Origin of the sequence: Amycolatopsis pretoriensis (assembly GCF_900107925.1) — a bacterium.
GTDB classification, from domain to species: Bacteria; Actinomycetota; Actinomycetes; order Mycobacteriales; family Pseudonocardiaceae; genus Amycolatopsis; species Amycolatopsis pretoriensis.
On record NZ_FNUJ01000001.1, the window covers coordinates 1110163 to 1131399 of the forward strand.

The following is a 21237-nucleotide window of genomic DNA, read 5'->3' on the forward strand; positions in this document are numbered from 1 at the left end:
GGCTGGTCCATCCCGAATTTTCTGAACCAGCACGACGAAATCGCGGTGGGTTGTTGACGGCGGCGGTGCGAACCCGCTTAAGTACTCCCCGTTGCCATCACCCTTTCGTGCTGAGCGGGAGTTCCCATGCGTGTCCCGAAAGCCGACCGCGGATCGGCCGACCTGATCGTCGCCGTGTCTCCCGTGCGGTGGCCGTCGGCACGCGCGGTCGCCGCCGCCGCGCGTGGCGGCGGGCTCGGCGTCCTCGACCTGACCGGCGGCGCGGCCGCCGCGGACGAACTCGCGCTGCTGACCGAGTGGGGCGTCCCGGATTACGGCGTCCGGCTGACCGGCCCGGTCGCCGAACTGCCCGAAGCCGCGACCACCGTGCTGCTGACCGAAGACTCCCCGGACACCGCGCGGGACTTCCCGGGCCGCCGGGTGCTGGCCGAGGTGACCAGCCGCGCGTCGGCCGCCCGAGCCGTCGAGGGCGGGGCCCACGGCCTGATCGCGCGCGGCCACGAATGCGGTGGCCGGACCGGCGAGCTGAGCACGTTCGTGCTGCTCCAAGCCCTCATCGTGAGCTTCGACGCGCCCGTCTGGGCGGCGGGCGGGATCGGCCCGCACACCGCGGCCGCGGCGATCGCGGGTGGTGCCGCCGGAGTCGTCGTCGACACGCAGCTCGCGCTCCTGCCCGAGGCCGAACTGCCGTCGGCGCTCACCCGTGCGCTCACCGGCTTGGACGGTTCCGAGACCACGCTCGTCGACGGCGTCCGCCGCCTCGCGCGGCACGGCGCCGAGCCGGTCGAAGCCGGCCAGGACGTCTTCCTCGCCACCCGGTTCCGCGACCGGTGGGGCACCGTGACCGCGGCCGTGCGCGGCCTGGCCGGCGCCATCGGCGACGCCTTGCGCGCCGAGGTCCCGGTGCTCGGACCCGGCAGCGCGGGCAGCCGCGCGTTCGGCACGGCGCTGCCGGTCGCGCAGGGACCGATGACCCGCGTCAGCGACCAGCCCGCGTTCGCCGCCGCGGTCGCCGCCGGCGGGGCCTTGCCGTTCATCGCGCTGGCGTTGTCCGGTCCGGACCAGACCCGCGAGGTCCTGGAACGGACGCGCGAAGCCGTCGGTGCCGCGCCCTGGGGCGTCGGCGTCCTCGGCTTCGCCGCCGAAGACGTCAAAGCCGCGCAGCTCGAAGTGATCCGCGAGCTGCGGCCCACGCACGCCATCATCGCCGGCGGCCGCCCCGCGCAGGCCGCGGCTTTGGAAGAGGCCGGGATCTCGACGTTCCTCCACGTGCCGTCGCCAGGCTTGCTGAAGCAGTTCCTCGAAGCGGGGGCACGCAAGTTCGTCTTCGAAGGCTCGGAGTGCGGGGGTCACGTCGGGCCCCGCACCAGCTTCCCGCTGTGGGAGACGCAGCTCGGCGTGCTCGCGGACTTCGCCGCGGCCGGCGAACTGCAACTGCTCTTCGCGGGCGGGATCCACGACGAGCGCTCGGCCGCGATGGTCGCCGCCCTCGCCGCGCCGGTGGCCGCCCGCGGTGCGGCAGTCGGCGTGCTGATGGGCACCGCCTACCTCTTCACCCGCGAGGCCGTCGACGCCGGCGCCGTGCTCCCGCTGTTCCAGCGCAGCCTGCTCCGCGCCGAGCACACCGACCTCCTGGAGACCGCGCCGGGCCACGCCACCCGCTGCGTCCGCAGCCCGTTCACCGAGGAGTACGCGGCAATCAAGGCCGGGCTCGCCGAGCGGGGCGTGCCGAGCCGGGACGCCTGGGAACGGCTGGAGCAGCTCAACGTCGGCCGGCTTCGCCTGGCCAGCAAGGGCATCGAGCGCGTCGGCACCGAACTGCGGGACGTCGGCGAGGACCGGCAGCTCGCCGAAGGCATGTTCATGGCGGGCGAGGTCGCCGTGCTGCGCTCGGCCGTCACGACGATCGCCGACCTGCACCACGCGGTCGGCGAAGGCGCGAACGCCGTCCTGCGCGAGCGAGCGGCCGCCTTCGCCGTCGAGACGCCGGAACCCCCGGCGCCCGCGCCGCTCGACATCGCGATCGTCGGGATGGCCTGCATGTTCCCGCAGGCCCCGGACCTGGCGGCGTTCTGGGCGAACGTCCTGGCCGGCGCGGACGCGGTCACCGAGGTCCCGCCGCAGCGCTGGGACACCTCGCTCTACTACGACCCCGAGGGCCAGGGCGAGCGGACGCCGTCGCGCTGGGGCGGGTTCCTGCCCGAGATCGGCTTCGACCCGCTGAAGTACGGCATCCCGCCGTCATCGCTGGCCAGCATCGAACCCGTGCAGCTGCTGGCCCTGGAGGCCGCGCACCGCGCGCTCGTGGACGCCGGCTACGAGGACCGCCCGTTCGACCGGGCCCGGACGTCGGTCGTGTTCGGCGCCGAGGCGGGCAGCGACCTGTCGAACGCGATGTCGCTGCGGACGGTCCTGCCGTCCTATGTGGGCGAACTGCCGTCCGCTTTGGACGATCAGCTCCCGCGGATCACCGAGGACTCCTTCCCGGGCGTGCTGGCCAACGTCATCGCCGGCCGGATCGCCAACCGGCTCGACCTCGGCGGCGCGAACTACACCGTGGACGCCGCGTGCGCGTCCTCGCTGACCGCCGTCGACGTCGCCTGCAAGGAGCTGACGGCCGGCACGAGCGACCTCGTGCTGTGCGGCGGCGCGGACCTGCACAACGGCATCAACGACTACCTGCTGTTCGCCTCGGCGCACGCCCTCTCGCCGACCGGGCGCTCGGCGACGTTCGACAGCGCCGCCGACGGCATCGCGCTCGGCGAAGGCGTCGCATGCGTCGCGCTGAAACGGCTCGCCGACGCCGAACGCGACGGCGACCGCGTCTACGCCGTGATCAAGGGCGTCGGGGCCGCGTCCGACGGCCGCGCCCTCGGGCTCACCGCACCCCGGCCGGAAGGCCAGCACACGGCGCTGACCCGGGCGTACCGCAACGCCGGCGTGTCGCCCGCGCGCGTCGGGCTGGTCGAGGCGCACGGCACCGGGACCGTCGTCGGCGACCGGACCGAACTCGGCACGCTGACGAAGGTGTTCACCGAGGCCGGCGCCGCGCCGGGCGGCTGCACGATCGGGTCGGTGAAGTCGCAGATCGGGCACACCAAGTGCGCGGCCGGGCTGGCCGGGCTGATCAAGACCGCGCTGGCCCTGCACACCGGCGTCAAGCCGCCGACGCTGCACCTGTCCGCGCCGAACCCCGCGTGGGACGCCTCGACCAGCCCGTTCGTGTTCCAGACGGCCGCGCAGCCGTGGGCCGCGCCACCCGCCGAGCGGCTCGCCGGGGTGAGCGCGTTCGGCTTCGGCGGCACCAACTTCCACGTCGTGCTCGGCGCCCACGACAGCGTCCCGCCCGCGCTGTCGGCGGACGAGTGGCCGGCCGAGCTGTTCGTGTTCGGTACGGACGCGGCGGCCCGCGACCTGCTGGCGCTCGCTTCGGACGTCCCGGCGGGAGCGCAGCCGTGGCGGCTGCGGGACCTCGCGTTGTCCGCGACGCTGCGGGCCCAGGGCCGGCCGGTCCGGCTCGCGGTCGTGGCGTCCACTGTGGACGAGCTGACCGGGCTGCTGCGGTCCGCGCTCGCGGGTCAGGACGTCCCGGGCGTGTACCGCGCCGGCTCCGGCGAACCCGGCGAGGTTGCGGTCCTGTTCCCCGGCCAGGGCAGCCAGCGGCCGGGCATGTTCGCCGAGTTGTTCGTCGCGTTCCCCGAGCTGCAACGGTACCTGCGGCTGGACCCGCCGACCGCCGATGTCGTGTTCGGCCCGGCGGTGTTCGGCGAGCCGGCGCGGCAGGCCTTCGCCGACCGCGTCACCGACACGCGCGTCGCCCAGCCCGCGCTCGGCCTCACCGGGCTGGCCGCGTTCCGGCTGCTCACCCGCGCCGGGATCCGGCCCGCGATGCTCGGCGGCCACAGCTACGGCGAACTGACGGCGCTGGCCGCGGCGGGCGCGTTGACGCCGGAGGCGCTGCTGAACGCCAGCCATACCCGGGCGGCGGCCATCCTCGCCGCCATCCCGGCGGACGACCCGGGCGCGATGGCGGCCGTATCGGCGCCGGCGTCCTCTGTGGACTCGGTGCTCGCCGGGTCCAATGTCGTGCTGGCCAACCACAATTCGCCTTCGCAGACGGTCATCTCCGGCGCCACAGCGGAGGTCGAAGCCGCGGTCGCACAGCTGCGCGCGGCGGGGTTCAGCGCCAAACGGCTTCCGGTCGCGTGCGCGTTCCACAGCCCGCTGGTGGCGGCGGCGGGCGAGACGTTCGGGCGCGACCTCGACGCGATCGGCGTCGTGCGGCCGGCCGTCCCGGTGTATGCGAATCGGACCGCGGAACCGTACCCGGACTCCCCGGACGAGATCCGGGGCGAGCTGGCCGCGCAGGTGGGGTCGCCGGTCCGGTTCGTCGAGCAGATCGAGGCGATGTACGCGGCCGGCGCACGGGTGTTCGTCGAGGCCGGGCCGGGTGTGGTGCTGGCCGGGCAGGTCGAGGCGATCCTCGGCGACCGGCCCCACCGGACGGTCGGGTTCGAACAGCCGGGCCGCCGTGGCCTGCCGGGCTTCCTGGGCGCGTTGGCGCAGCTGGCGGTGGCCGGGGCCGGCGTCGAGACGGACTGGCTGTTCCGCGGCCGCGACGCGGTGGACGCGGCTTCCGTGCCGCGCCCGAAGCGTCCCGGGTGGACGGTCGACGGCCATCTCCTGCGCACGGCCGACGGTGTCATTCCGGCGGGGGCGCTGCGTCCGGCTTCGCGTGTTTCGCTCGGGTCTTCGGCTGTCTCCCCTTCGGAAGACATGGTCGCCGACTTCCTGCGGACGAGCCGGGAGATGATCGCGGCTCAACGGGACGTGCTGCTCGGGTACTTCGGCAGTGAGGCGCCGGCTGTCGTGTCGGCGCCAGTGCCGGTCATCGAGGCGGTGCCGGTGCTCGCCGAGCGGCCGGTGCTGGAGACGATCGTCGCGGTGATCGGGGAGCGGACGGGGTACCCGGTGGAGATGATCGAGCCGGACCTCGACCTGGAGGCCGACCTGAGCGTGGACTCGATCAAGCGCGCGGAGATCGCGGGCGAACTGGCGTCCCGGCTGGGCTTGACCGGCGGCGACGTCGAGGAGTTCGCCAAGGCCCGCACGGCGGCGGCGATCGCGGACCTGGTCGCCGCCCAGCGCCCCAATGTGGCCTTGGTTGCGTCAGACGCACCGAAGGCCACATTGGGTGCGTCTGACGCACCGAAGGCCACATTGGGGCGCTCGGTCTTGGAGACCGTGGTCGAGGTGATCGAGAACCGGACCGGTTATCCGGTCGAGATGATCGAGCCGGACCTCGACTTGGAAGCCGACCTGAGCATCGACTCGATCAAGCGGGCCGAGATCGCCGGTGAGCTGACGGTTCGCCTTGGCGCGGGTGACGTGGAGGAACTCGCCAAGGCACGCACGGCCGCGGCGATCGCGGAGATGTTCGAAGCCGCGGAGGCTGGTGAGCCGCTGGTGAGCGACTCCGGACCGCAGCCGGTGATCGTCGCGCCGAAGCGGTACCTCATGACCGAGGTGGACCTCGCTCCCGCGACCACCCTCGACATCGCCGGGAGCCGGTTCCTCGTGCTCGGCTCCGGGTCCCGGGCCGAAGCCGTCCGCGCCGAACTCACCGCCCACGGCGCCGAAGCCGAAGTCGGCCGCGATGTCCTGCCCGGCTTCGACGGCTACCTCCACCTTCCCGACGGTGATCCCGTCTTGCCCGCCGCCTTCCCCCTCTACCAAGCGATCCTCGGCGAAAATCCTCGCTGGCTGCTCACCGCCGGCCCCGCCGAAGGGCTGCGCGGCTTCTACCGCAGCGTCTCGCGCGAGTACCCCGGCACCCTCGCCCGGGTCGTCGAACACGCCGACCCCGCACAGCTCGTCGCCGAGCTGTCCACCGTGGACCGCGAGCCGGTGGTCCTCAGGAACGGAACGCGGCGCGGACTCGAACCCACCGAACAGACCCTCGGCCTCCTCGGCAGCAGCGGCGCGGGCCCGGCCGGCGACGGCGCGGCCGAAGCGGCCGCCATCGGACTGGACGCCGGCTCCGTCGTCCTGCTCGTCGGCGGCGCCAAGGGCATCACCGCCCGTTTCGCCACCACCCTCGCCGACGCGACCCGCTGCCGCGTCGAACTCCTCGGCCGGACCCCCGTCCCGGCCGGCGAAGATGCCTTCGCCGGAGTCGCGGATCTCCGCGCGGCCCTGATCGAGAGCGGCATGCGCAACCCGCGCGAGATCGAAGGGGAGATCCGCCGCATCGAGAGCGAACGCGAAGTCCGCACGACCCTGAAACAACTGGCGGAACGTGGCAGCGCGGTGCGCTACCAGTCCGTCGACATGCTCGACGCCGAAGCCGTGCACCGCGCCGTCAAGGAGATCCACGCCGAGTACGGCCGCCTCGACGGCATCGTCTACGCCGCCGGCGTCATCGAAGACAAGCTCGTCGCCGACAAGACAGCCGAATCGTTCGCCCGCGTCTACGGCACCAAAGTGGACGGTGCCCGGACCCTCCTCGACGCCACCGCCGACCTGCCCGACGAACCCAAGTTCGTCGTGCTCTTCGGCAGCATCGCCGCGACGCTCGGCAACCGCGGCCAATCGGACTACGCGGCCGCCAACGACGCCCTCGAAGCCCTCGGCCGACGGTGGCCCGCCGGGCGGGCCGTGACCGTCCACTGGGGACCGTGGGCGCCGACCGGCGACCACGACGGCATGGTGACCCCCGAGCTGATGCGCGACTACGCCCGCCGCGGCATCGAGCTGATCGACCCCGAGGAAGGCACCCTCGGCCTGCTGCGCGAGCTCGCCTGGGGCCGCCAGGACGTCGCCGCCGTCGTCCACACCGCCTCGGGGTGGTGACGGACGTGCGCGTCGCCATCGTCGGGATGTCGGTGCTGCTGCCCGGCGCCCCGGACCTCGCGACGTACTGGCGCAACCTCGTCGGCGGCGTCGACGCGATCACCGAAGTCCCGCCCCAGAAGTGGGACAGCCTGCACTATGCACCGGACGAGCGCCGCGCCGACCGCGTCTACTGCCGCCGCGGCGGGTTCGTCGACGAACTGGCCGAAGTGGACGTCGCCGGCTTCGGGATCATGCCGAACTCGGTGCCCGCCACCGAACCCGACCAGCTGATCGCGCTGCGGGTCGCGGCGCAGGCGGTCGCGGACGCCGGCGGCCCGGACCGGCTGCCGGCGGACCGCGCGAAGATCGGGGTCGTCCTCGGCCGCGGCGGCTACCTGACACCCGGGCTCGTCCGGCTCGACCAGCGCGTCCGGACCGCGAGCCAGCTCGTCCGCACGCTCGGCGAACTCCTGCCGGAACTCGGCGAAGACCGGCTCGATGCGGTCCGCCAGGCCTTCACCGACCAGCTCGGCCCGGAGGCGCCGGAGTCCGCGATCGGGCTCGTGCCCAACCTCGCGGCGTCCCGGCTGGCCAACCGCCTCGACCTGCGCGGTCCGGCGTACACAGTGGACGCCGCCTGCGCGTCCTCGCTCATCGCCGTCGACCACGCGGTGCGCGAACTCGCGTCCGGCCGCTGCGACGCCGTGCTCGCCGGCGGGGTGCACCACTGCCACGACATCACGTTCTGGAGCGTGTTCACCCAGCTCGGCGCGCTCTCGCCGTCCGAGCGCATCCGGCCGTTCCACCGCGACGCCGACGGCGTGCTCATCGGCGAGGGCACCGGTGTCGTCGTGCTCAAGCGCCTGGCCGACGCCGAGCGTGACGGCGACCGCGTGTACGCCGTGATCAGCGGCACCGGCGTCGCCTCCGACGGCCGGACCGCCAGCTTGGCCAACCCGGACTCCGGCGGCCAGGTCCGCGCGGTCCGCCAGGCGTGGGCCGCGGCCGGGCTCGACCCTGCCGAACCGGACTCGGTGGGGCTCCTGGAGGCCCACGGGACCGCGACCCCGGCCGGCGACGCGGCCGAACTCGCCACCCTGGCCGAGGTTTTCGGCCCCGAGGGGGCGGCGGTCCTCGGCTCGGTCAAGTCGATGATCGGGCACACGATGCCCGCCGCCGGGATCGCCGGGCTGGTCAAGGCGGCGCTGGCCGTGCACCACGGCGTCCTGCTGCCCACGCTGCACTGCGACGACCCGCACCCCGCGCTCGCCCGGACCCGCTTCTCCACTTTGGACACAGCGAGGGACTGGACCGCGCCGGTGCGCCGGGCCGCGGTCAACGCGTTCGGGTTCGGCGGGATCAACGCCCACGTCGTCCTCGAACAGGCACCCGGGCGCGCCACACCGGTCGTCGTCCGGGAGCCCGAACGCGTGCTGCGGCTCGCGGCCCGCAGCGTCGACGAACTGCGCGACCTGCTGGACCGGTCCGGAACGCGGGGGACCTGCGACGGGCCGGTCCGGCTCGGCGTCGTCGACCCGACCGAAAAGCGCCTGGCGCTGGCCCGCAAGGCGGTCGGCCGCGGGAAGCCGTGGCGCGGCCGCAACGACGTCTGGTTCGCCGACCGCCCGCTGCTCGGGCCGGGCGGCGGCAAGCTGGCCTTCGTCTTCCCCGGCCTGGAGTCGGAACTGGCGCTGAACTGCGGCGACGTCGCTCGGCACTTCGGCCTGCCGTGGGACCACGACGACGTCGAAGTCGGTGACGTCGGGCGCCAGGGCACCGCGGTGTTCGAGCTGGGCCGGCTGCTGGGCTCCGCGCTCGGCCGGCTGGGCGTCACCCCGGACGCCGTCGCCGGCCACAGCCTGGGCGAGTGGACGGCGATGGCCGTCGCCGGCGTGTACGCCGAAGAAGAGGTCGACGCGTTCTTGGCCGGATTCGACCCGGACGCGCTCGTCGTCCCCGGCCTCGCGTTCGCCGCGATCGGCGCGCCCGCGCCGCGCGTGCTGGAGGAGCTGGCCGGACGCGCCGACGTCATGCTCTCCCACGACAACTCGCCCAACCAGGCCATGATCTGCGGCCCCGCGGCGGCGGTCGAAACCCTCGTGACGCGGTTCCGCGACGCCGGGATCGTGGCCCAGGTGCTGCCGTTCCGGTCCGGGTTCCACACGCCGATGCTGCGCCCCTACCTCGGCCCGATCCGCGAGGCGGCGGCGCGGTTCACCCTGCACCCGCCGCGGGTGCCGCTGTGGTCGGCGACCACGGTGTCGGAGTACCCGGCCACCGAGGCGGGGATCCGCGAGCTGTTCGTGCGGCACCTGCTGGAGCCGGTCCGGTTCCGGCCGCTCGTGCGCGCACTGCACGCGGCCGGGGTCCGGGCGTTCGTGCAGGTCGGCGCGGGCCAGCTCGGCTCGCTGGTCGGCGATACCCTGCACGGCGAGGAGCACCTGGTCGTGGCCGCGCATTCCGCGCACCGGCCCGGGCTCGCCCAGCTGCGCCGCGTCGCGACGGCGTTGTGGGCCGACGGTCTCGACCTCGACTTCGCGCGGCTGCCCGGCGACCGCCAGGCCCCGCACAAGGCCGTCAAACTGGACCTCGGTGGCCGGCTGATCTCCCTGGACGGCGCCGCCCGCGCCCGGATCGTGCTGCCGGCGGCGCACAAGTCCATTGTGGACGACCTCGCCGGCAAGGGCCCGCTGGCCGCGGAGTTCGCGGCTCTGCTCGCCGACACCGCCGACCTCGCGTCCACGCTGCTCGCCGGCCGCCCCGAGACGGCACTTTCACGTGAAAGTGCCGTCCCAGGGCGGAGCTTTCACGTGAAAGCTCCGCCACCGGCCGAGCTGGACACCACGCTCACCGTGTCGGTCGAGGCGATGCCGTACCTGCTCGACCACTGCTTCTTCAAGCAGCCGCCGCAAGCCGAGCCGGGGGACCGCTGGCCGGTCGTGCCGGCGACCACCGTGATCGACCACCTGATGGGCTTCGCCGAGCAGGCCGCGCCCGGCCGCCGGGCGGTCGCGGTGCACGACGTCCGGTTGACGCAGTGGATCACGGCCGTGCCGGCGGTCACCGTCGGCGTGCGCGTCCGCCCGCTCGGTCCCGACCGCGTGCTCGCGGCCTTCGACGGCTATTCCCAGGCCACCGTCGAACTCGCCCCGGAGTACCCGGCGAACGCACCCGCACCCTGGACGTTCCCGGCGTCGGACGAGCAGGAACCGGAAACGAAGGCGGCGCAGCTGTACGACGAACGCTGGATGTTCCACGGCCCGCGCTTCCAGGGCGTCTCCGAGCTGACGGCCGTCGGCGAGCGGCACGTCCGGGCCGTCCTGACGACCCCCGCCGCGCCCGGCGCGCTGCTGGACAACGTCGGCCAGGTCCTCGGCTACTGGATCATGTCCCGGTTGCGCGAGCGGACCACCGTCTTCCCGGTCGGCATGCGCGAGATCCGGTTCCACGGCCCGCACCCGGCGCCGGGGGAGCGCCTGGACTGCCTGGTCAAGATCACCGGGCTGACCGGGGAGTTCCTCGACGCCGACATGCAGCTCGTCCACAAGGGACAGGTCTGGGCCGAGTTCACCGGCTGGCGCGACCGCCGGTTCGACAGCACCCCGCACATCCGCCAGGCCGACCGGACCCCGGAGCGCTCGACGTTGTCGATCGAGCAGCCGGGTGGCTGGGCCTTCGTCCGCGAAGAGTGGCCGGACCTCGCCACGCGTGAGCTGATCATGCGCAACTACCTCGCCGGTGCCGAGCGCGACGCCTACGAGAGCCGCCCGCCGCGCGGGCGCCGCCAGTGGCTGCTCGGCCGGATCGCGGCGAAGGACGCCGTCCGGCAGTTCCTCTGGGCCCGCGGCGAACGCGAGATGTTCCCGGCCGAGCTGCGGATCTTCAACGACGAGGGCGGCCGTCCGCACGTGACCGGCGCCTACGGCCGGGAGCTGCCGCCACTGACGATCTCCGTGGCCCACCGCGCGGAAGCCGGCGTGGCGATCGCCCGGCCCGGCCCGTGCGGCATCGACGTCGAAGAGGTCGGCGCGCGTCGCGAGTCCACTGTGGACGCCGCACTCGGCACGGGCGAGCTGGCGTTGTTCGCGAGCCTGCCCGGTGATCCCGAGCGCTGGTTCGCCCGCTTCTGGACCGCGAAGGAGGCCGTCGCGAAGCTGCTTGGCACCGGCCTGCGTGGCGAGCCCCGCGACTTCGAGGTCATCGCCGCCGAGCCGGACGAGCTCACGGTGCGGGCCGCCGGGCGCCACCACCTCGTGCGCTGCGCCGACGTCGTGCACCCGCCGCGCCGCTACGTCGTGGCCTGGACCGAAGAGACGAAGGAGACCGCGGAATGAGCATCGAGACCACGGGCACCGACGAGGCCACCGTGCTCACCCGGCTGGCCGGCATGCTGCGAGAGCTGCTGGAAGAGTACGGCTTGGACGACGCGGAAATCACGATGGACACGACGTTCCACGACGACCTCGAGCTGGAGAGCGTCGACCTGGTGGCGTTGTCCGGGCAGCTGCGCGAGCACTACGGCGAGCGCGTCAACTTCGCGACCTTCATCGCCGAGCGCGACCTCGACGAGATCATCGCGCTGACCGTCGGCGAGCTCGTCCGCCACATCGTCGCTTCGCTGCGGGCGACGGCGTGAGCAAGGTCCGCGCCGGCGAGCTGGACGTCCACGTCCAGCGGCTCGGCCCCGAGGTGCCGCTGGACGGCGACGCACCGCTGGTGGTGTGCGTGCACGGCCTGCTCACCGACAGCCTCGCCAGCTACTACTTCACGCTCGGCCCGGCGTTCGCCGAGCGCGGCCTGGACGTGCTGATGTACGACCTGCGCGGGCACGGCCGGACGACCCGGCCGAAGTCCGGTTACCGTCTGGAGGAGTTCGTCGGCGACCTCGTCGCGGTCCTCGACGCGTGCGAGGTGACGCGGCCGGTGCACGTCGTCGGCAACTCCTTCGGCGCGTCGGTCGCGTTCGGGCTGGCCGCGGCCCGGCCGGACCGGGTGGCGAGCGTCGTCGTCCTCGAAGGCGAACCGCCGACGGAAGAGTGGACGCGGCACATGGCCGACGGCCTCGCCGACGCGAAGACCCGGCTGGCGATCGACGAGGTGATCGGCTGGATCGCCGACAACCACGGCGCGCACACCGCGCGGCTGTCCAAGGCGGCGAACAAGATCCTCCAGACCACCACGATCGCCGAGGACATCCCGCGCAGCGCGACGATCGCCGCCGACCTCTCGGCCGTGCGCTGCCCCGTGTTCGCCATTTTCGGCGGCGACTCCGGCCTCTCCGAGCAGGTGCCGCACTTCGAGACGCACCTGGACCGCTGCCGCTGCGTCGTGCTGCCCGATCAGGGCCACTCGGTGCTGGTCGAGCGCACCGCCGAAGTGATCGAGCTGATCTTCGGCTGGGTCCGCGACACCTCGCGCGTTCCGGCGCGGACGCGGTAGTGGCCCGGTTCCTGTTCGTCGTCCCGCCGCTCGTCGGGCACGTCAACCCGGCCGCCGGCGTCGCGGCCGAGCTCGCCGCGCGCGGGCACGAGGTCGCCTGGGCCGGGCACGAGGAGCTGCTCTGGCAGCTGGCCGGCCCGGCTGCGCTCGTCTTCTCCTGCGGCCTGCCCGCCGGGGCCCCCGCGCGCCCGGCGGAGCTCAAGGGCCCGGCCGCGCTGCGGTTCCTCTGGGAGGACTTCCTCGTCCCGCTGGCCGACGCGATGGCCCCCGGCGTCGCCGCGGCGATCGACGCGTTCGCCCCGCACGTCGTGGTCGCCGACCAGCAGGCACTGGCCGGCGGGCTGCTGGCCGACGCCCGCGGCCTGCCGTGGGTGACCTCGGCGACGACGTCGGCCGAACTGGTCGATCCCCTCGCGGGCATGCCGAAGGTCGCCGACTGGGTCGGTTCGCTGCTGCGCGAACTGCGGTCGCGGATCGCCGGCGGCCGCGGTTCGGCCGACCCGCGGTTCTCCCCGCACGGCGTCCTCGCGTTCACCACCCGCGAGCTGCTCGGCGCGGCCACGCTCCCGCCGCGGGTCCGGCTCGTCGGGCCGGCGCTCGGGGAGCGTCCGTCCACAACGGACTTCCCGTGGGAGTGGCTCGACCCGCTCCGCCAGACGGTGCTGGTCTCGCTGGGCACGGCGAACACCGAAGCGGGCGGCCGGTTCCTGGCGACCGCGGCGGAGGCGTTCGCCGGCCTCGACGCGCGGGCGGTGCTCGTCGATCCCGGCGAGGTGCTCGGACCGGTGCCGCCGAACGTCCTCGTGCTGCCCCGGGTTCCGCAGCTGGCACTGCTGTCGAGGGTGGACGCGGTGCTCTGCCACGCGGGCCACAACACCGTGTGCGAAGCGTTGTGGCACGGCCTGCCGCTGGTGGTCGCCCCGATCCGCGACGACCAGCCCATCGTGGCCGCCCAGGTGGTGACCGCGGGCGCGGGCGTCCGGCTGCGGTTCGGCCGCGCCGACGCCGGGCGCGTCGCGGCGGCGGTCGGGGAGGTGCTCACCGAGCCCGCGTACCGGCGGGCGGCGGAGACGGTGGCGGCGTCCTTCCACGCCGCGGGCGGAAGCGCCGCCGCGGCGGGGCATCTGGAACAGCTCGCGCTGGAAAGCCTGGCCCATTTACAGCCCTGAAGATTGTCATTTACTCTGAAAAAACACGCGGTTACCGTGCTGGGTATGACTGTTTCCGTCGATGTCACCGAAGACGTTCCCGCTCTCGTCGCCTCGGCCGCCGCGTTGTTCGCCGAAGACGCCGGGAGCCACGACCCGCGCATGGACCTCGGCTGGCCGGACCGTGAAGGCGCGCCCTACTACCAGGACCTCGTCGCGGACGACGAGGCGCTGTGCCTGCTGGCCCACGCGGACGGCGTGGCCGCGGGCCACCTGATCGGGCGGCTGCTCCCGGTCAGCCCGTTGCGCCCGGACGCGGTGCGGGCGGTGCTGGAAAGCATGCGGGTCGCGGCGGAATGCCGGCGCCGGGGCGTGGGGGAGGCACTGGTTTCCGCATTCGTGTCGTGGGCCCGGAAACGCGGCGCGAACGAACTGGCCGTGCAGGCGTACGCGGCGAACGAAGGCGCGCTGGCTTTCTACCGGGCGCAGGGTTTCCGGCCGTTCGAAGTGCGGCTCGCCAGGGAGGCGTGAGCCGGGCGGCTGGGCCACACTGAGGAGCATGGGCATCCTGGACGGACGCGCGGTCGTGATCACCGGGGCCGGGCGTGGACTCGGACGGGCGTTCGCCCGGCACGCCGCCGGGGCGGGGGCCGCCGTCGTGGTCAACGACATCGACGCGGAACCGGCGCACGAGACCGTCGCCGCGATCGAGGGGGACGGCGGCACGGCCGTCGCCAGTGTCGGCTCGGTGGCCGACGCCGGCTACGCCCGCGCGCTGATCAGCCTGTGCCACAACCGGTTCGGGAAGGTCGACGGGCTCGTCAACAACGCCGCCGTCGGCTACCACGCGCGGCCCTGGGAGGACGACGACGCCGAGCGGACCCGGGCGCTGGTCGAGACCAACGTCCTCGGCCCGCTCCACTGCGGCACGGCGGCCGCCGGGGTGATGGTTGCCCAGGGCAACGGTGTCATCGTCAACGTGACGTCCGGATCCATGATCGGGCAGCGCGGGGCCGCCGCGTACTCGGCGTCGAAGGGCGCGGTCGCGTCGATGACGTACTCGTGGGCGGCCGACCTGGCCGGCCGCGGGGTGCGCGTCAACGCCGTCAGCCCGATCGCCTGGACCCGGCTGATGGCCGCCGACCCGAACGGGAACCCGGACGCGCACCCGCCCGAACGGGTGGCGCCGCTGGTCACCTACCTGCTCAGCGACCTCTCCGCCGGCGTCACCGGGCAGGTGCTGCGGCTGGCGGACGGGCACCTGCACGCCGTCCGCCAGCCCGCGATCATCCGTCCGGTGCTGCACCAGGACGTCTGGACGCCGGAGGAGATCGCCGCGGCGGTCGCCGGCGAGCTCGTCCTCGAATCGCCGCCGCGGGACCGCTGGACCCTTTGACCGGCCGGAACCACCGGAACGGGTGGCTATCCACAGTGGACGGCTCGCACTAGCCTCGGAGGCCGAGCGAGGAGGGTGGGAGATGACGGCCACCGCGGAGGTCGCCCACGAGCCGGGACCCGCGCCGCTGAGCAAAGCCCGGGTCAACGCCGTGTTCGGCGCCGTGCTGCTGGGCATGCTGCTGGCCGCGCTGGACCAGACCATCGTCGGCACCGCGCTGCCCACCATCGTCGGCGACCTGGGCGGCGCCGGGCACCTGTCCTGGGTGGTGACGTCCTACCTGCTGGCCGAGACGATCATGACCGTCGTCGTCGGCAAGCTCGGCGACCTGTTCGGCCGCAAGCTGATGTTCCAGCTGTCGGTGATCGTGTTCGGCATCGGGTCGTTCTGCGCCGGGTTCGCCGACAGCATGGTCTGGCTGATCGTCTGGCGCGCGGTGCAGGGCCTCGGCGGCGGCGGGCTGATGGTCACCGCGACGGCGTTGATCGCCGACGTCGTCCCGCTGCGCGAGCGCGGCAAGTACCAGGGCGTGCTCGGCTCGGTGTTCGGCGTGGTGACCGTGGCGGGCCCGATGCTGGGCGGGTTCTTCGTCGACCACCTGTCGTGGCGCTGGGCGTTCTACGTGAACATCCCGCTGGTCGTCGTCGTGCTGGTCGTGGCGTCGTCGGCGATGCCGAACGCGCGCGCGGCGGTCAAGCCGGTGATCGACTACGCGGGCATCCTGCTCATCGGCCTCGCCGCCACCGGGCTCACGCTCGTCACGAGCTGGGGTGGCACGCAGTACGCGTGGGGCTCGCCGACGATCATCGGGATGGCGATCGGGTCGGTGGTGCTGCTGGCCGCGTTCGTCTTCGTGGAGCTGCGGGCGAAGGAACCGATGCTGCCGATGCGGCTGTTCCGCAACCCGGTGTTCACCGTAGGCGGGATCATGAGCTTCGTCGTCGGGTTCGCGATGCTGGGTGCTTTGTCCTACCTGCCCACGTACATGCAGTACGTCCAGGGCACGTCGGCGACGACGTCCGGGGTCCGGCTGCTGCCGATGGTGCTGGCGCTGCTCGTCGCGTCGATCGCCGCGGGCAACGCCGTGAGCCGGACCGGCCGGTACAAGATCTTCCCGCTGGCCGGCGCCGCGGGCATGACGATCGGGCTGTACTTGCTTTCGCGGCTCGACACCGACACCGGCTTCTGGGAGGCGTCGGCGTACATGGCGGTGCTCGGGCTGGGGATCGGGCTCGGCATGCAGGTGCTGACGATCGCGGTGCAGAACACCGTCGACTACGCGGACCTGGGCGTCGCGACGTCCGGGGTGACGTTCCTGCGCTCGATCGGCAGCTCGTTCGGCGCGGCGATCTTCGGCACGGTGTACGCGAACCAGCTGACCCCGAACCTGGCCGGGGCGGTCGCCTCGTTGCCGCCGGGCGTCGATCCCCGGGCGATCCAGGTGCCCACCGCGTTGCACGCGTTGCCGGACGCGGTGTCCGCGCCGGTGATCAAGGCCTACAGCGACTCCCTGCACGTGGTGTTCCTCGCGGCGGCGCCGGTCGGGCTGGTGGCGTTCGTACTGGCGTTCTTCCTCAAGGAGGTCCCGCTGCGCGACACGGCCCGCGCGGCGGCCCCGGACCTCGGCGACGGCTTCGCGATGCCGGAGGCCCGCACGGACGACCGCGAGCTGGAGCGCGCGGTCGCGACGCTGTTCTTCCGCGAGCGCCGCAAGGTCGCCCCGGCGATCGTTTCGCGGGCCGGAACCGAGCTCGACGAGGGCGGCATCTGGTGTCTCCTGCAGGTCCACCTGCGCGAACGCCGCGGCGAGCCGGCGACGTTGCGCGCGATCGGCGAGTACTTCGGCGTGCCGGCGCCGGTGCTGGAACCGGCGTTCAACCGGCTGGAGCTGACCGGCCACCTGCGTTACGCCCGCGACGGCTGGGAGCTGACCCCGGCGGGCCGCGCGGAGTTCGCGAAGGTGGCCGGAGCGTGGCACGACTGGCTGGCCGACCGCCTCGGCGACTGGGGAACGGGCAACCGGGCGGAGCTGGACGCGGCGATCGGCCGGGTCGCGGCGAGGTTGCTGGACCAGAGCGCGGAGTCCCGCGCCCACGGCCGGCACGCCCTGGCGTGACCACCGCCGCGCTAGGCGTAGCTTTCACGTGAAAGCTGCGGCCGTGACGTTCAGCGGCGCCAGAAGTCGTGCGGGGTGCGGCCCGGGCGGAAGCCGCACGCCTCCACCAGGGCCGCCGCCTTCGCGAAGCCGTGGCCGACCAGGCCCGGTTCGTGCGCGTCGCTGCCGAAGGCGACCGCCTCGCCGCCCTCCTCGAACCACCAGCGCACCACCTCGCCCGGCAGCGGCACCTTCGTGTTGACCTCCAGCGCGCGCCCGCTCGAGGCCAGCGCGCGCAGCACCACCCGGAACTCCTCTTCGAACTCCGCCGCCGCGAACGGTGGACCTTCGGCCGGCCAAGACCTCAGCGCGTAGTCGATGTGCGCGAGCACCGCGAAGTCCGCCGTCGACTCGACCAGGCCGAGCACCTCCGTCAAGTAGGCCCGCAAGAGGTTGCCCGGCGGCCGGTCGGACAACACCGTGACCTCTTGGTGGTGACCGTGCTGTCCGGGCAGGGAGTGCACCGAGCCCAGCACCCGGTCGAAGTCGTGGGCGGCCAGCAGCGCGTCGGCGCGCGGGCGGTGCCAGTGCGGCTCGCTCAGCTCCACCCCGGAGAGGATCCGCAGCGAAGGAAACCGCGACCGGCACTCCTCGACGCTCGCCAGGTAACCCGCGACGTCGAGGTCCGGCGGCTCGAGCACGCCGTCGGGCCGCAGCCGGACCCGGAAGTGGTCCGGCAGCAGCGGCCGGACCGGCTCGGGGATCAGCCACGGCGTCAGGTCCGCGTGCTCGGTGAACGCCACCGACGGCAGCCCCAGCTCCAGCGCCCGCTCGCACGACCCGGCCATCGACCCGGTGACCGTGTCCCACGACCATTCGGTGTGCACGTGACCGTCGGGCGGCAGGCTCATGGGCCCACGGTAACGGCGGTTTTGGGCTAGCGTCTCGGTATGGCGCAGAAGTCGGCGGCGATCGAGCTGGAAGTCGGGCCGCACACGGTCCGCGTCTCGAACCCGGACCGGGTCTACTTCCCGGCCCGCGGCGAGACCAAGCTCGACCTGGTCAACTACTACCTCTCGGTGGGCGACGGCATCGTCAACGCCCTGCGCGAACGGCCGTGCATGCTGCACCGCTTCCCGTCCGGTGTGGCGGGGGAGAAGGTCCACCAGAAGCGTGTCCCGAACGGCGCGCCGCCGTGGCTGGAGACCGTCCGGGTGACCTTCCCGCGCTACAACCGGCACGCCGACGAGCTGTGCGTCACCGAGCTGGCGCACGTCGCCTGGGCGGTGCAGATGTCCACAGTGGAGTTCCACCCGTGGAACTCCCGGCGCGCCGACACCGAAAAGCCGGACGAGTGGCGCATCGACCTCGACCCGATGCCCGACTGCGGCTACGACCGCGTCCGGCGGGTCGCGCACGTCGCGCACGAGGTCCTCGACGAGCTCGGCGCGGTCGGCTGGCCCAAGACCTCCGGCGGCCGCGGCCTGCACGTCTACGTCCGCATCGAACCCCGGTGGGGCTTCTCCGACGTCCGCCGCGCGGCGCTGGCCTTCGCCCGCGAGGTCGAACGCCGGGCACCCGACGACGTCACCACCACCTGGTGGCGCAAGGACCGCGACCCGCGCACGCTCTTCGTCGACTACAACCAGAACGCCCGCGACCACACGATCGCCAGCGCCTACTCGGTCCGCGGCAACCCGGAAGGCACGGTGTCGACGCCGATCCGCTGGGACGAGGTCGACGACGCCGAGCCGGGCGACTTCACCATCGCCACGGTCCCCGCGCGGTTCGCCGAGCTCGGCGACCTCCACGCCGACATCGACAAGGCCGTGTTTTCCCTGGACCCGCTGCTGGAGTGGGCCGACCGCGACGGTGTCGAGGAACCGCCCGAACCCGACTGACGTATTTCCCGGGCGGGCTCGCGGCTCTGCCCGGGGTGAAAGTCGTGCTGTCGGGTTTGGACGCGGACGCGTGGAGCCTCGTCGCGTTGCAGGTGGTCCTCGAACGCGAAGGCCACACGGTGCGCGTGGCGGCGGAGGTGCTCGACGCCTGCCGCCGGGAGCGCCCGGACTGCCTGGTGCTGTCCACTGTGCTCGGCGCGTCGGGGGCGGACGTGCTTCGCCGCGTGCGCGCGGACCCCGCGCTCGCCGGCCTGCCGGTGGTGCTCGGCGGCCGCTTCCGGGGCTCGCGCGCGGAACTGCTGGCGCTCGGCTACGACGAGGTGTTCCCGGTCGCCGCCGCGGATCCCGGGGGAGCCGTGGCGGCGCTGCGGGCGTACCTGGCCCGTCAGTCCAGGCGCTCGATGATCGTCGCGTTGGCGAGGCCGCCCGCCTCGCACATCGTCTGCAGGCCGTAGCGGCCGCCGGTCTGCTCCAGGACCGACAGCAGCGTCGTCATCAGCCGGGCGCCGCTGCCGCCGAGCGGGTGGCCGAGGGCGATCGCGCCGCCGTTGACGTTGACCTTCGCCAGGTCCGCCCCGAGCTCGGCCTGCCAGGCGAGCACCACGCTGGCGAACGCCTCGTTGACCTCGAACGCGTCGATGTCGCCCACCGAAAGCCCGGCCCGGGCGAGCACCTTGCGCGTCGCCGGGATGACGCCGGTGAGCATGTACAGCGGGTCGTCGCCGGCGACCGCGAAGCTGTGGATCCGCGCCCGCGGCCGCAGCCCGAGCGCCTTCGCCGTCTCGGCGCTGGTCAGCAGCAGACCGGCGGCGCCGTCGTTGATCGGCGACGAGTTCCCGGCCGTGACGTGCCAGCCGAGGTCCGGGAACCGCTGCTCCCAGACGTCGGCGCGGAACGCCGGCTTCAGCCCGGCCAGGATCTCCGGCGTCGTCGACGGCCGCACGGTTTCGTCGGTCGTGACGTCGAGCAGCACGCCGTCCGGCCCGGGTGCCTTGAGCGGCGCGACCTCGCCGGCGAACTTCCCGTCCGCCCAGGCGCGAGCGGCCCGCTGGTGGCTTTCCGCGGAGAACTCGTCCAGCTGGGCCCGGCTGAAGCCCCACTTCGCGGCGATCAGCTCCGCGCTGATGCCCTGCGGCACCAGGCCGTCGGGGTAGCGGGCGGCGACCTGCGTCCCGAACGGGTCGCGCCCGGCCACCTGGCTGCCCATCGGCACCCGGCTCATCGACTCGACGCCGGAGGCGATCACGACGTCGTACGCGCCGGCGATGACACCTTGGGCGGCGAAGTGGACGGCCTGCTGGCTGCTGCCGCACTGGCGGTCGACGGTGACCGCCGGGACCGACTCGGGCAGGCCCGCGGCGAGCGCGGCCCAGCGGGCGGTGTTCATGCTCTGCTCGCCGATCTGGCCGACGGCGCCGCTGATCACGTCGTCGATCCGGGCCGGGTCGACGCCGGTGCGCTCGACCAGCGAGCGGAGTGCGTGGGCGTGCAGGTCGACCGGGTGCACCCCGGCGAGGGTTCCGTTCGGCTTGCCCTTGCCGATGGGGGTCCGTACCGCGTCGACGATCACCGCGTCCGTCATCGTGTCTGCCTCCTCGCAGATCGGGGATGGTTTCGGTATACGCCGAGTAAGTTGGATTACACAACTCACCTGTACTTCAAGTCACACGCGACTGAAGTGCTAGGTTGGATTTTCAACCCCAGGGAGGTGGCATGACCCGGCGTGGCCGCGAATGCTCGGTGGCCGAGGCCCTCGAGGTCGTCGGCGAACGGTGGAGCCTGCTCGCGCTGCGGGAGATCATGCTGGGGGAGCGGCGGTTCAACCGGATCGCCGAGAACACCGGCGCCAGCCGCGACATCCTGGCCGCGCGGCTGCGCAAGCTCGTCGACGCCGGCGTGCTGGAAAAGCGCCGGTACGAGGACCACCCGCCGCGCTTCGAGTACTACCCGACGGAGGCCGGCCGGGCGCTGCAGCCGATCCTGCTCGGCCTGATGGCCTGGGGTGACAAGTACGTCCACCAGGGCGAACCGCCCACGCTCTGGCGCCACGCGTGCGGCGAGGTGCTGGCACCGGCGACCGTCTGCGCGCACTGCGGCGAGCCGGTCAACGCTTCGGGCACGCACGCGATCCGGCTGGGCGCCGTCCACTCCTGATCGACGCCACCAAGGCCTCCTCGCATCCCCCGCGAGGAGGCCTTTTTCGTGGGCGGGCGTTGACTTGAGACCCCCGTCACGGTAACTCTTGAACGAATCAGTGCAAGAACCTGACAACAGCACGAGAAATCACAGCAGACGTCAGGAAGATTCCGCCCAGCCCTCGACGAAGAGGTGCCCATGACGGCTGTTCCGTGCTGCCCGCGCGCGCCCCCGGACCCCGGTCCGCGCGTGCCCCCGTTCCCCGGTTCCCGCACGTCCCCGCGCCGG

Annotated in this window: 13 protein-coding genes; 11 read left to right on the forward strand and 2 right to left on the reverse strand. The window is 73.3% G+C overall.

The genetic code is table 11. The annotated features are described in order from the left end of the window. The first annotated feature begins 126 nt into the window (after positions 1–126). From BLV96_RS05190 to BLV96_RS05225, 8 genes are all read left to right on the forward strand, one after another. The gene (locus tag BLV96_RS05190) at positions 127–6852 is read left to right on the forward strand and encodes a type I polyketide synthase (RefSeq protein WP_091388787.1); all 6726 of its coding nucleotides are present in this window, start codon (positions 127–129) and stop codon (positions 6850–6852) included. Next, positions 6849–11168, forward strand: coding sequence for a beta-ketoacyl synthase N-terminal-like domain-containing protein (locus BLV96_RS05195; RefSeq protein ID WP_167379530.1), 4320 nt, complete (start codon positions 6849–6851; stop codon positions 11166–11168). The genes BLV96_RS05190 and BLV96_RS05195 overlap by 4 nt, the downstream gene beginning before the upstream one ends. After that, positions 11165–11470 carry an acyl carrier protein gene (locus BLV96_RS05200; protein WP_086678133.1) on the forward strand — a complete coding sequence of 102 codons (306 nt, stop codon included), beginning with the start codon at positions 11165–11167 and terminating at the stop codon, positions 11468–11470. The genes BLV96_RS05195 and BLV96_RS05200 overlap by 4 nt, the downstream gene beginning before the upstream one ends. Continuing rightward, a complete protein-coding gene (locus BLV96_RS05205; RefSeq protein ID WP_086678131.1) occupies positions 11467–12273 on the forward strand; it encodes an alpha/beta fold hydrolase in 807 nt (268 codons plus the stop codon). The genes BLV96_RS05200 and BLV96_RS05205 overlap by 4 nt, the downstream gene beginning before the upstream one ends. Further along, complete coding sequence (locus BLV96_RS05210; protein ID WP_086678129.1) at positions 12273–13442, forward strand: glycosyltransferase; 1170 nt, start codon at positions 12273–12275, stop codon at positions 13440–13442. Before BLV96_RS05205 ends, BLV96_RS05210 begins: the two co-directional genes overlap by 1 nt. Before the next feature lie 45 nt (positions 13443–13487). After that, positions 13488–13952 carry a GNAT family N-acetyltransferase gene (locus BLV96_RS05215; RefSeq protein WP_086678127.1) on the forward strand — a complete coding sequence of 155 codons (465 nt, stop codon included), beginning with the start codon at positions 13488–13490 and terminating at the stop codon, positions 13950–13952. 28 nt (positions 13953–13980) lie between these two features. Next, entirely contained in the window at positions 13981–14817 is an 837-nt protein-coding gene (locus BLV96_RS05220) for an SDR family NAD(P)-dependent oxidoreductase (protein WP_086678125.1), read from the forward strand. 82 nt (positions 14818–14899) lie between these two features. Then, on the forward strand, positions 14900–16933 hold the full coding sequence (locus BLV96_RS05225) for an MDR family MFS transporter (RefSeq protein WP_086678123.1): 2034 nt from the start codon (positions 14900–14902) through the stop codon (positions 16931–16933). A gap of 50 nt (positions 16934–16983) precedes the next feature. Here BLV96_RS05225 and BLV96_RS05230 read toward each other — a convergent pair whose 3' ends face one another. Next, positions 16984–17823 carry a PHP domain-containing protein gene (locus BLV96_RS05230; RefSeq protein ID WP_086678121.1) on the reverse strand — a complete coding sequence of 280 codons (840 nt, stop codon included), beginning with the start codon at positions 17821–17823 and terminating at the stop codon, positions 16984–16986. A 39-nt stretch (positions 17824–17862) separates the two neighbouring features. On the opposite strand from BLV96_RS05230, the gene ligD reads away from it, so the two are divergent. Both ligD and BLV96_RS05240 read left to right on the forward strand, forming a co-directional pair. Continuing rightward, positions 17863–18813 carry a non-homologous end-joining DNA ligase gene (gene ligD, locus BLV96_RS05235; RefSeq protein WP_086678119.1) on the forward strand — a complete coding sequence of 317 codons (951 nt, stop codon included), beginning with the start codon at positions 17863–17865 and terminating at the stop codon, positions 18811–18813. A gap of 44 nt (positions 18814–18857) precedes the next feature. Beyond that, positions 18858–19268 (forward strand): response regulator, encoded by a 411-nt coding sequence (locus tag BLV96_RS05240; protein WP_208608135.1) that lies wholly within the window; start codon positions 18858–18860, stop codon positions 19266–19268. On the opposite strand, the gene BLV96_RS05245 is transcribed toward BLV96_RS05240, so the two are convergent. Next, positions 19199–20395: a thiolase family protein gene (locus BLV96_RS05245; protein ID WP_086678115.1), complete on the reverse strand. Its 1197-nt coding sequence runs from the start codon at positions 20393–20395 to the stop codon at positions 19199–19201. The two genes, BLV96_RS05240 and BLV96_RS05245, sit on opposite strands and share 70 nt — an antisense overlap. A 131-nt stretch (positions 20396–20526) precedes the next feature. Here BLV96_RS05245 and BLV96_RS05250 point away from each other — a divergent pair, with 131 nt between their 5' ends. After that, positions 20527–20967, forward strand: coding sequence for a winged helix-turn-helix transcriptional regulator (locus BLV96_RS05250; RefSeq protein ID WP_086678113.1), 441 nt, complete (start codon positions 20527–20529; stop codon positions 20965–20967). Positions 20968–21237: the final 270 nt, after the last annotated feature.

Bases quoted from the DNA above. Each gene is read 5' to 3' on its own strand.
- BLV96_RS05190 (WP_091388787.1), top strand. From the start codon at position 127: ATGCGTGTCCCGAAAGCCGACCGCGGATCGGCCGACCTGATCGTCGCC.
- BLV96_RS05200 (WP_086678133.1), top strand. From the start codon at position 11,165: ATGAGCATCGAGACCACGGGCACCGACGAGGCCACCGTGCTCACCCGG.
- BLV96_RS05215 (WP_086678127.1), top strand. From the start codon at position 13,488: ATGACTGTTTCCGTCGATGTCACCGAAGACGTTCCCGCTCTCGTCGCC.
- BLV96_RS05220 (WP_086678125.1), top strand. From the start codon at position 13,981: ATGGGCATCCTGGACGGACGCGCGGTCGTGATCACCGGGGCCGGGCGT.
- BLV96_RS05225 (WP_086678123.1), top strand. From the start codon at position 14,900: ATGACGGCCACCGCGGAGGTCGCCCACGAGCCGGGACCCGCGCCGCTG.
- BLV96_RS05230 (WP_086678121.1), bottom strand. From the start codon at position 17,823: ATGAGCCTGCCGCCCGACGGTCACGTGCACACCGAATGGTCGTGGGAC.
- ligD (WP_086678119.1), top strand. From the start codon at position 17,863: ATGGCGCAGAAGTCGGCGGCGATCGAGCTGGAAGTCGGGCCGCACACG.
- BLV96_RS05245 (WP_086678115.1), bottom strand. From the start codon at position 20,395: ATGACGGACGCGGTGATCGTCGACGCGGTACGGACCCCCATCGGCAAG.
- BLV96_RS05250 (WP_086678113.1), top strand. From the start codon at position 20,527: ATGACCCGGCGTGGCCGCGAATGCTCGGTGGCCGAGGCCCTCGAGGTC.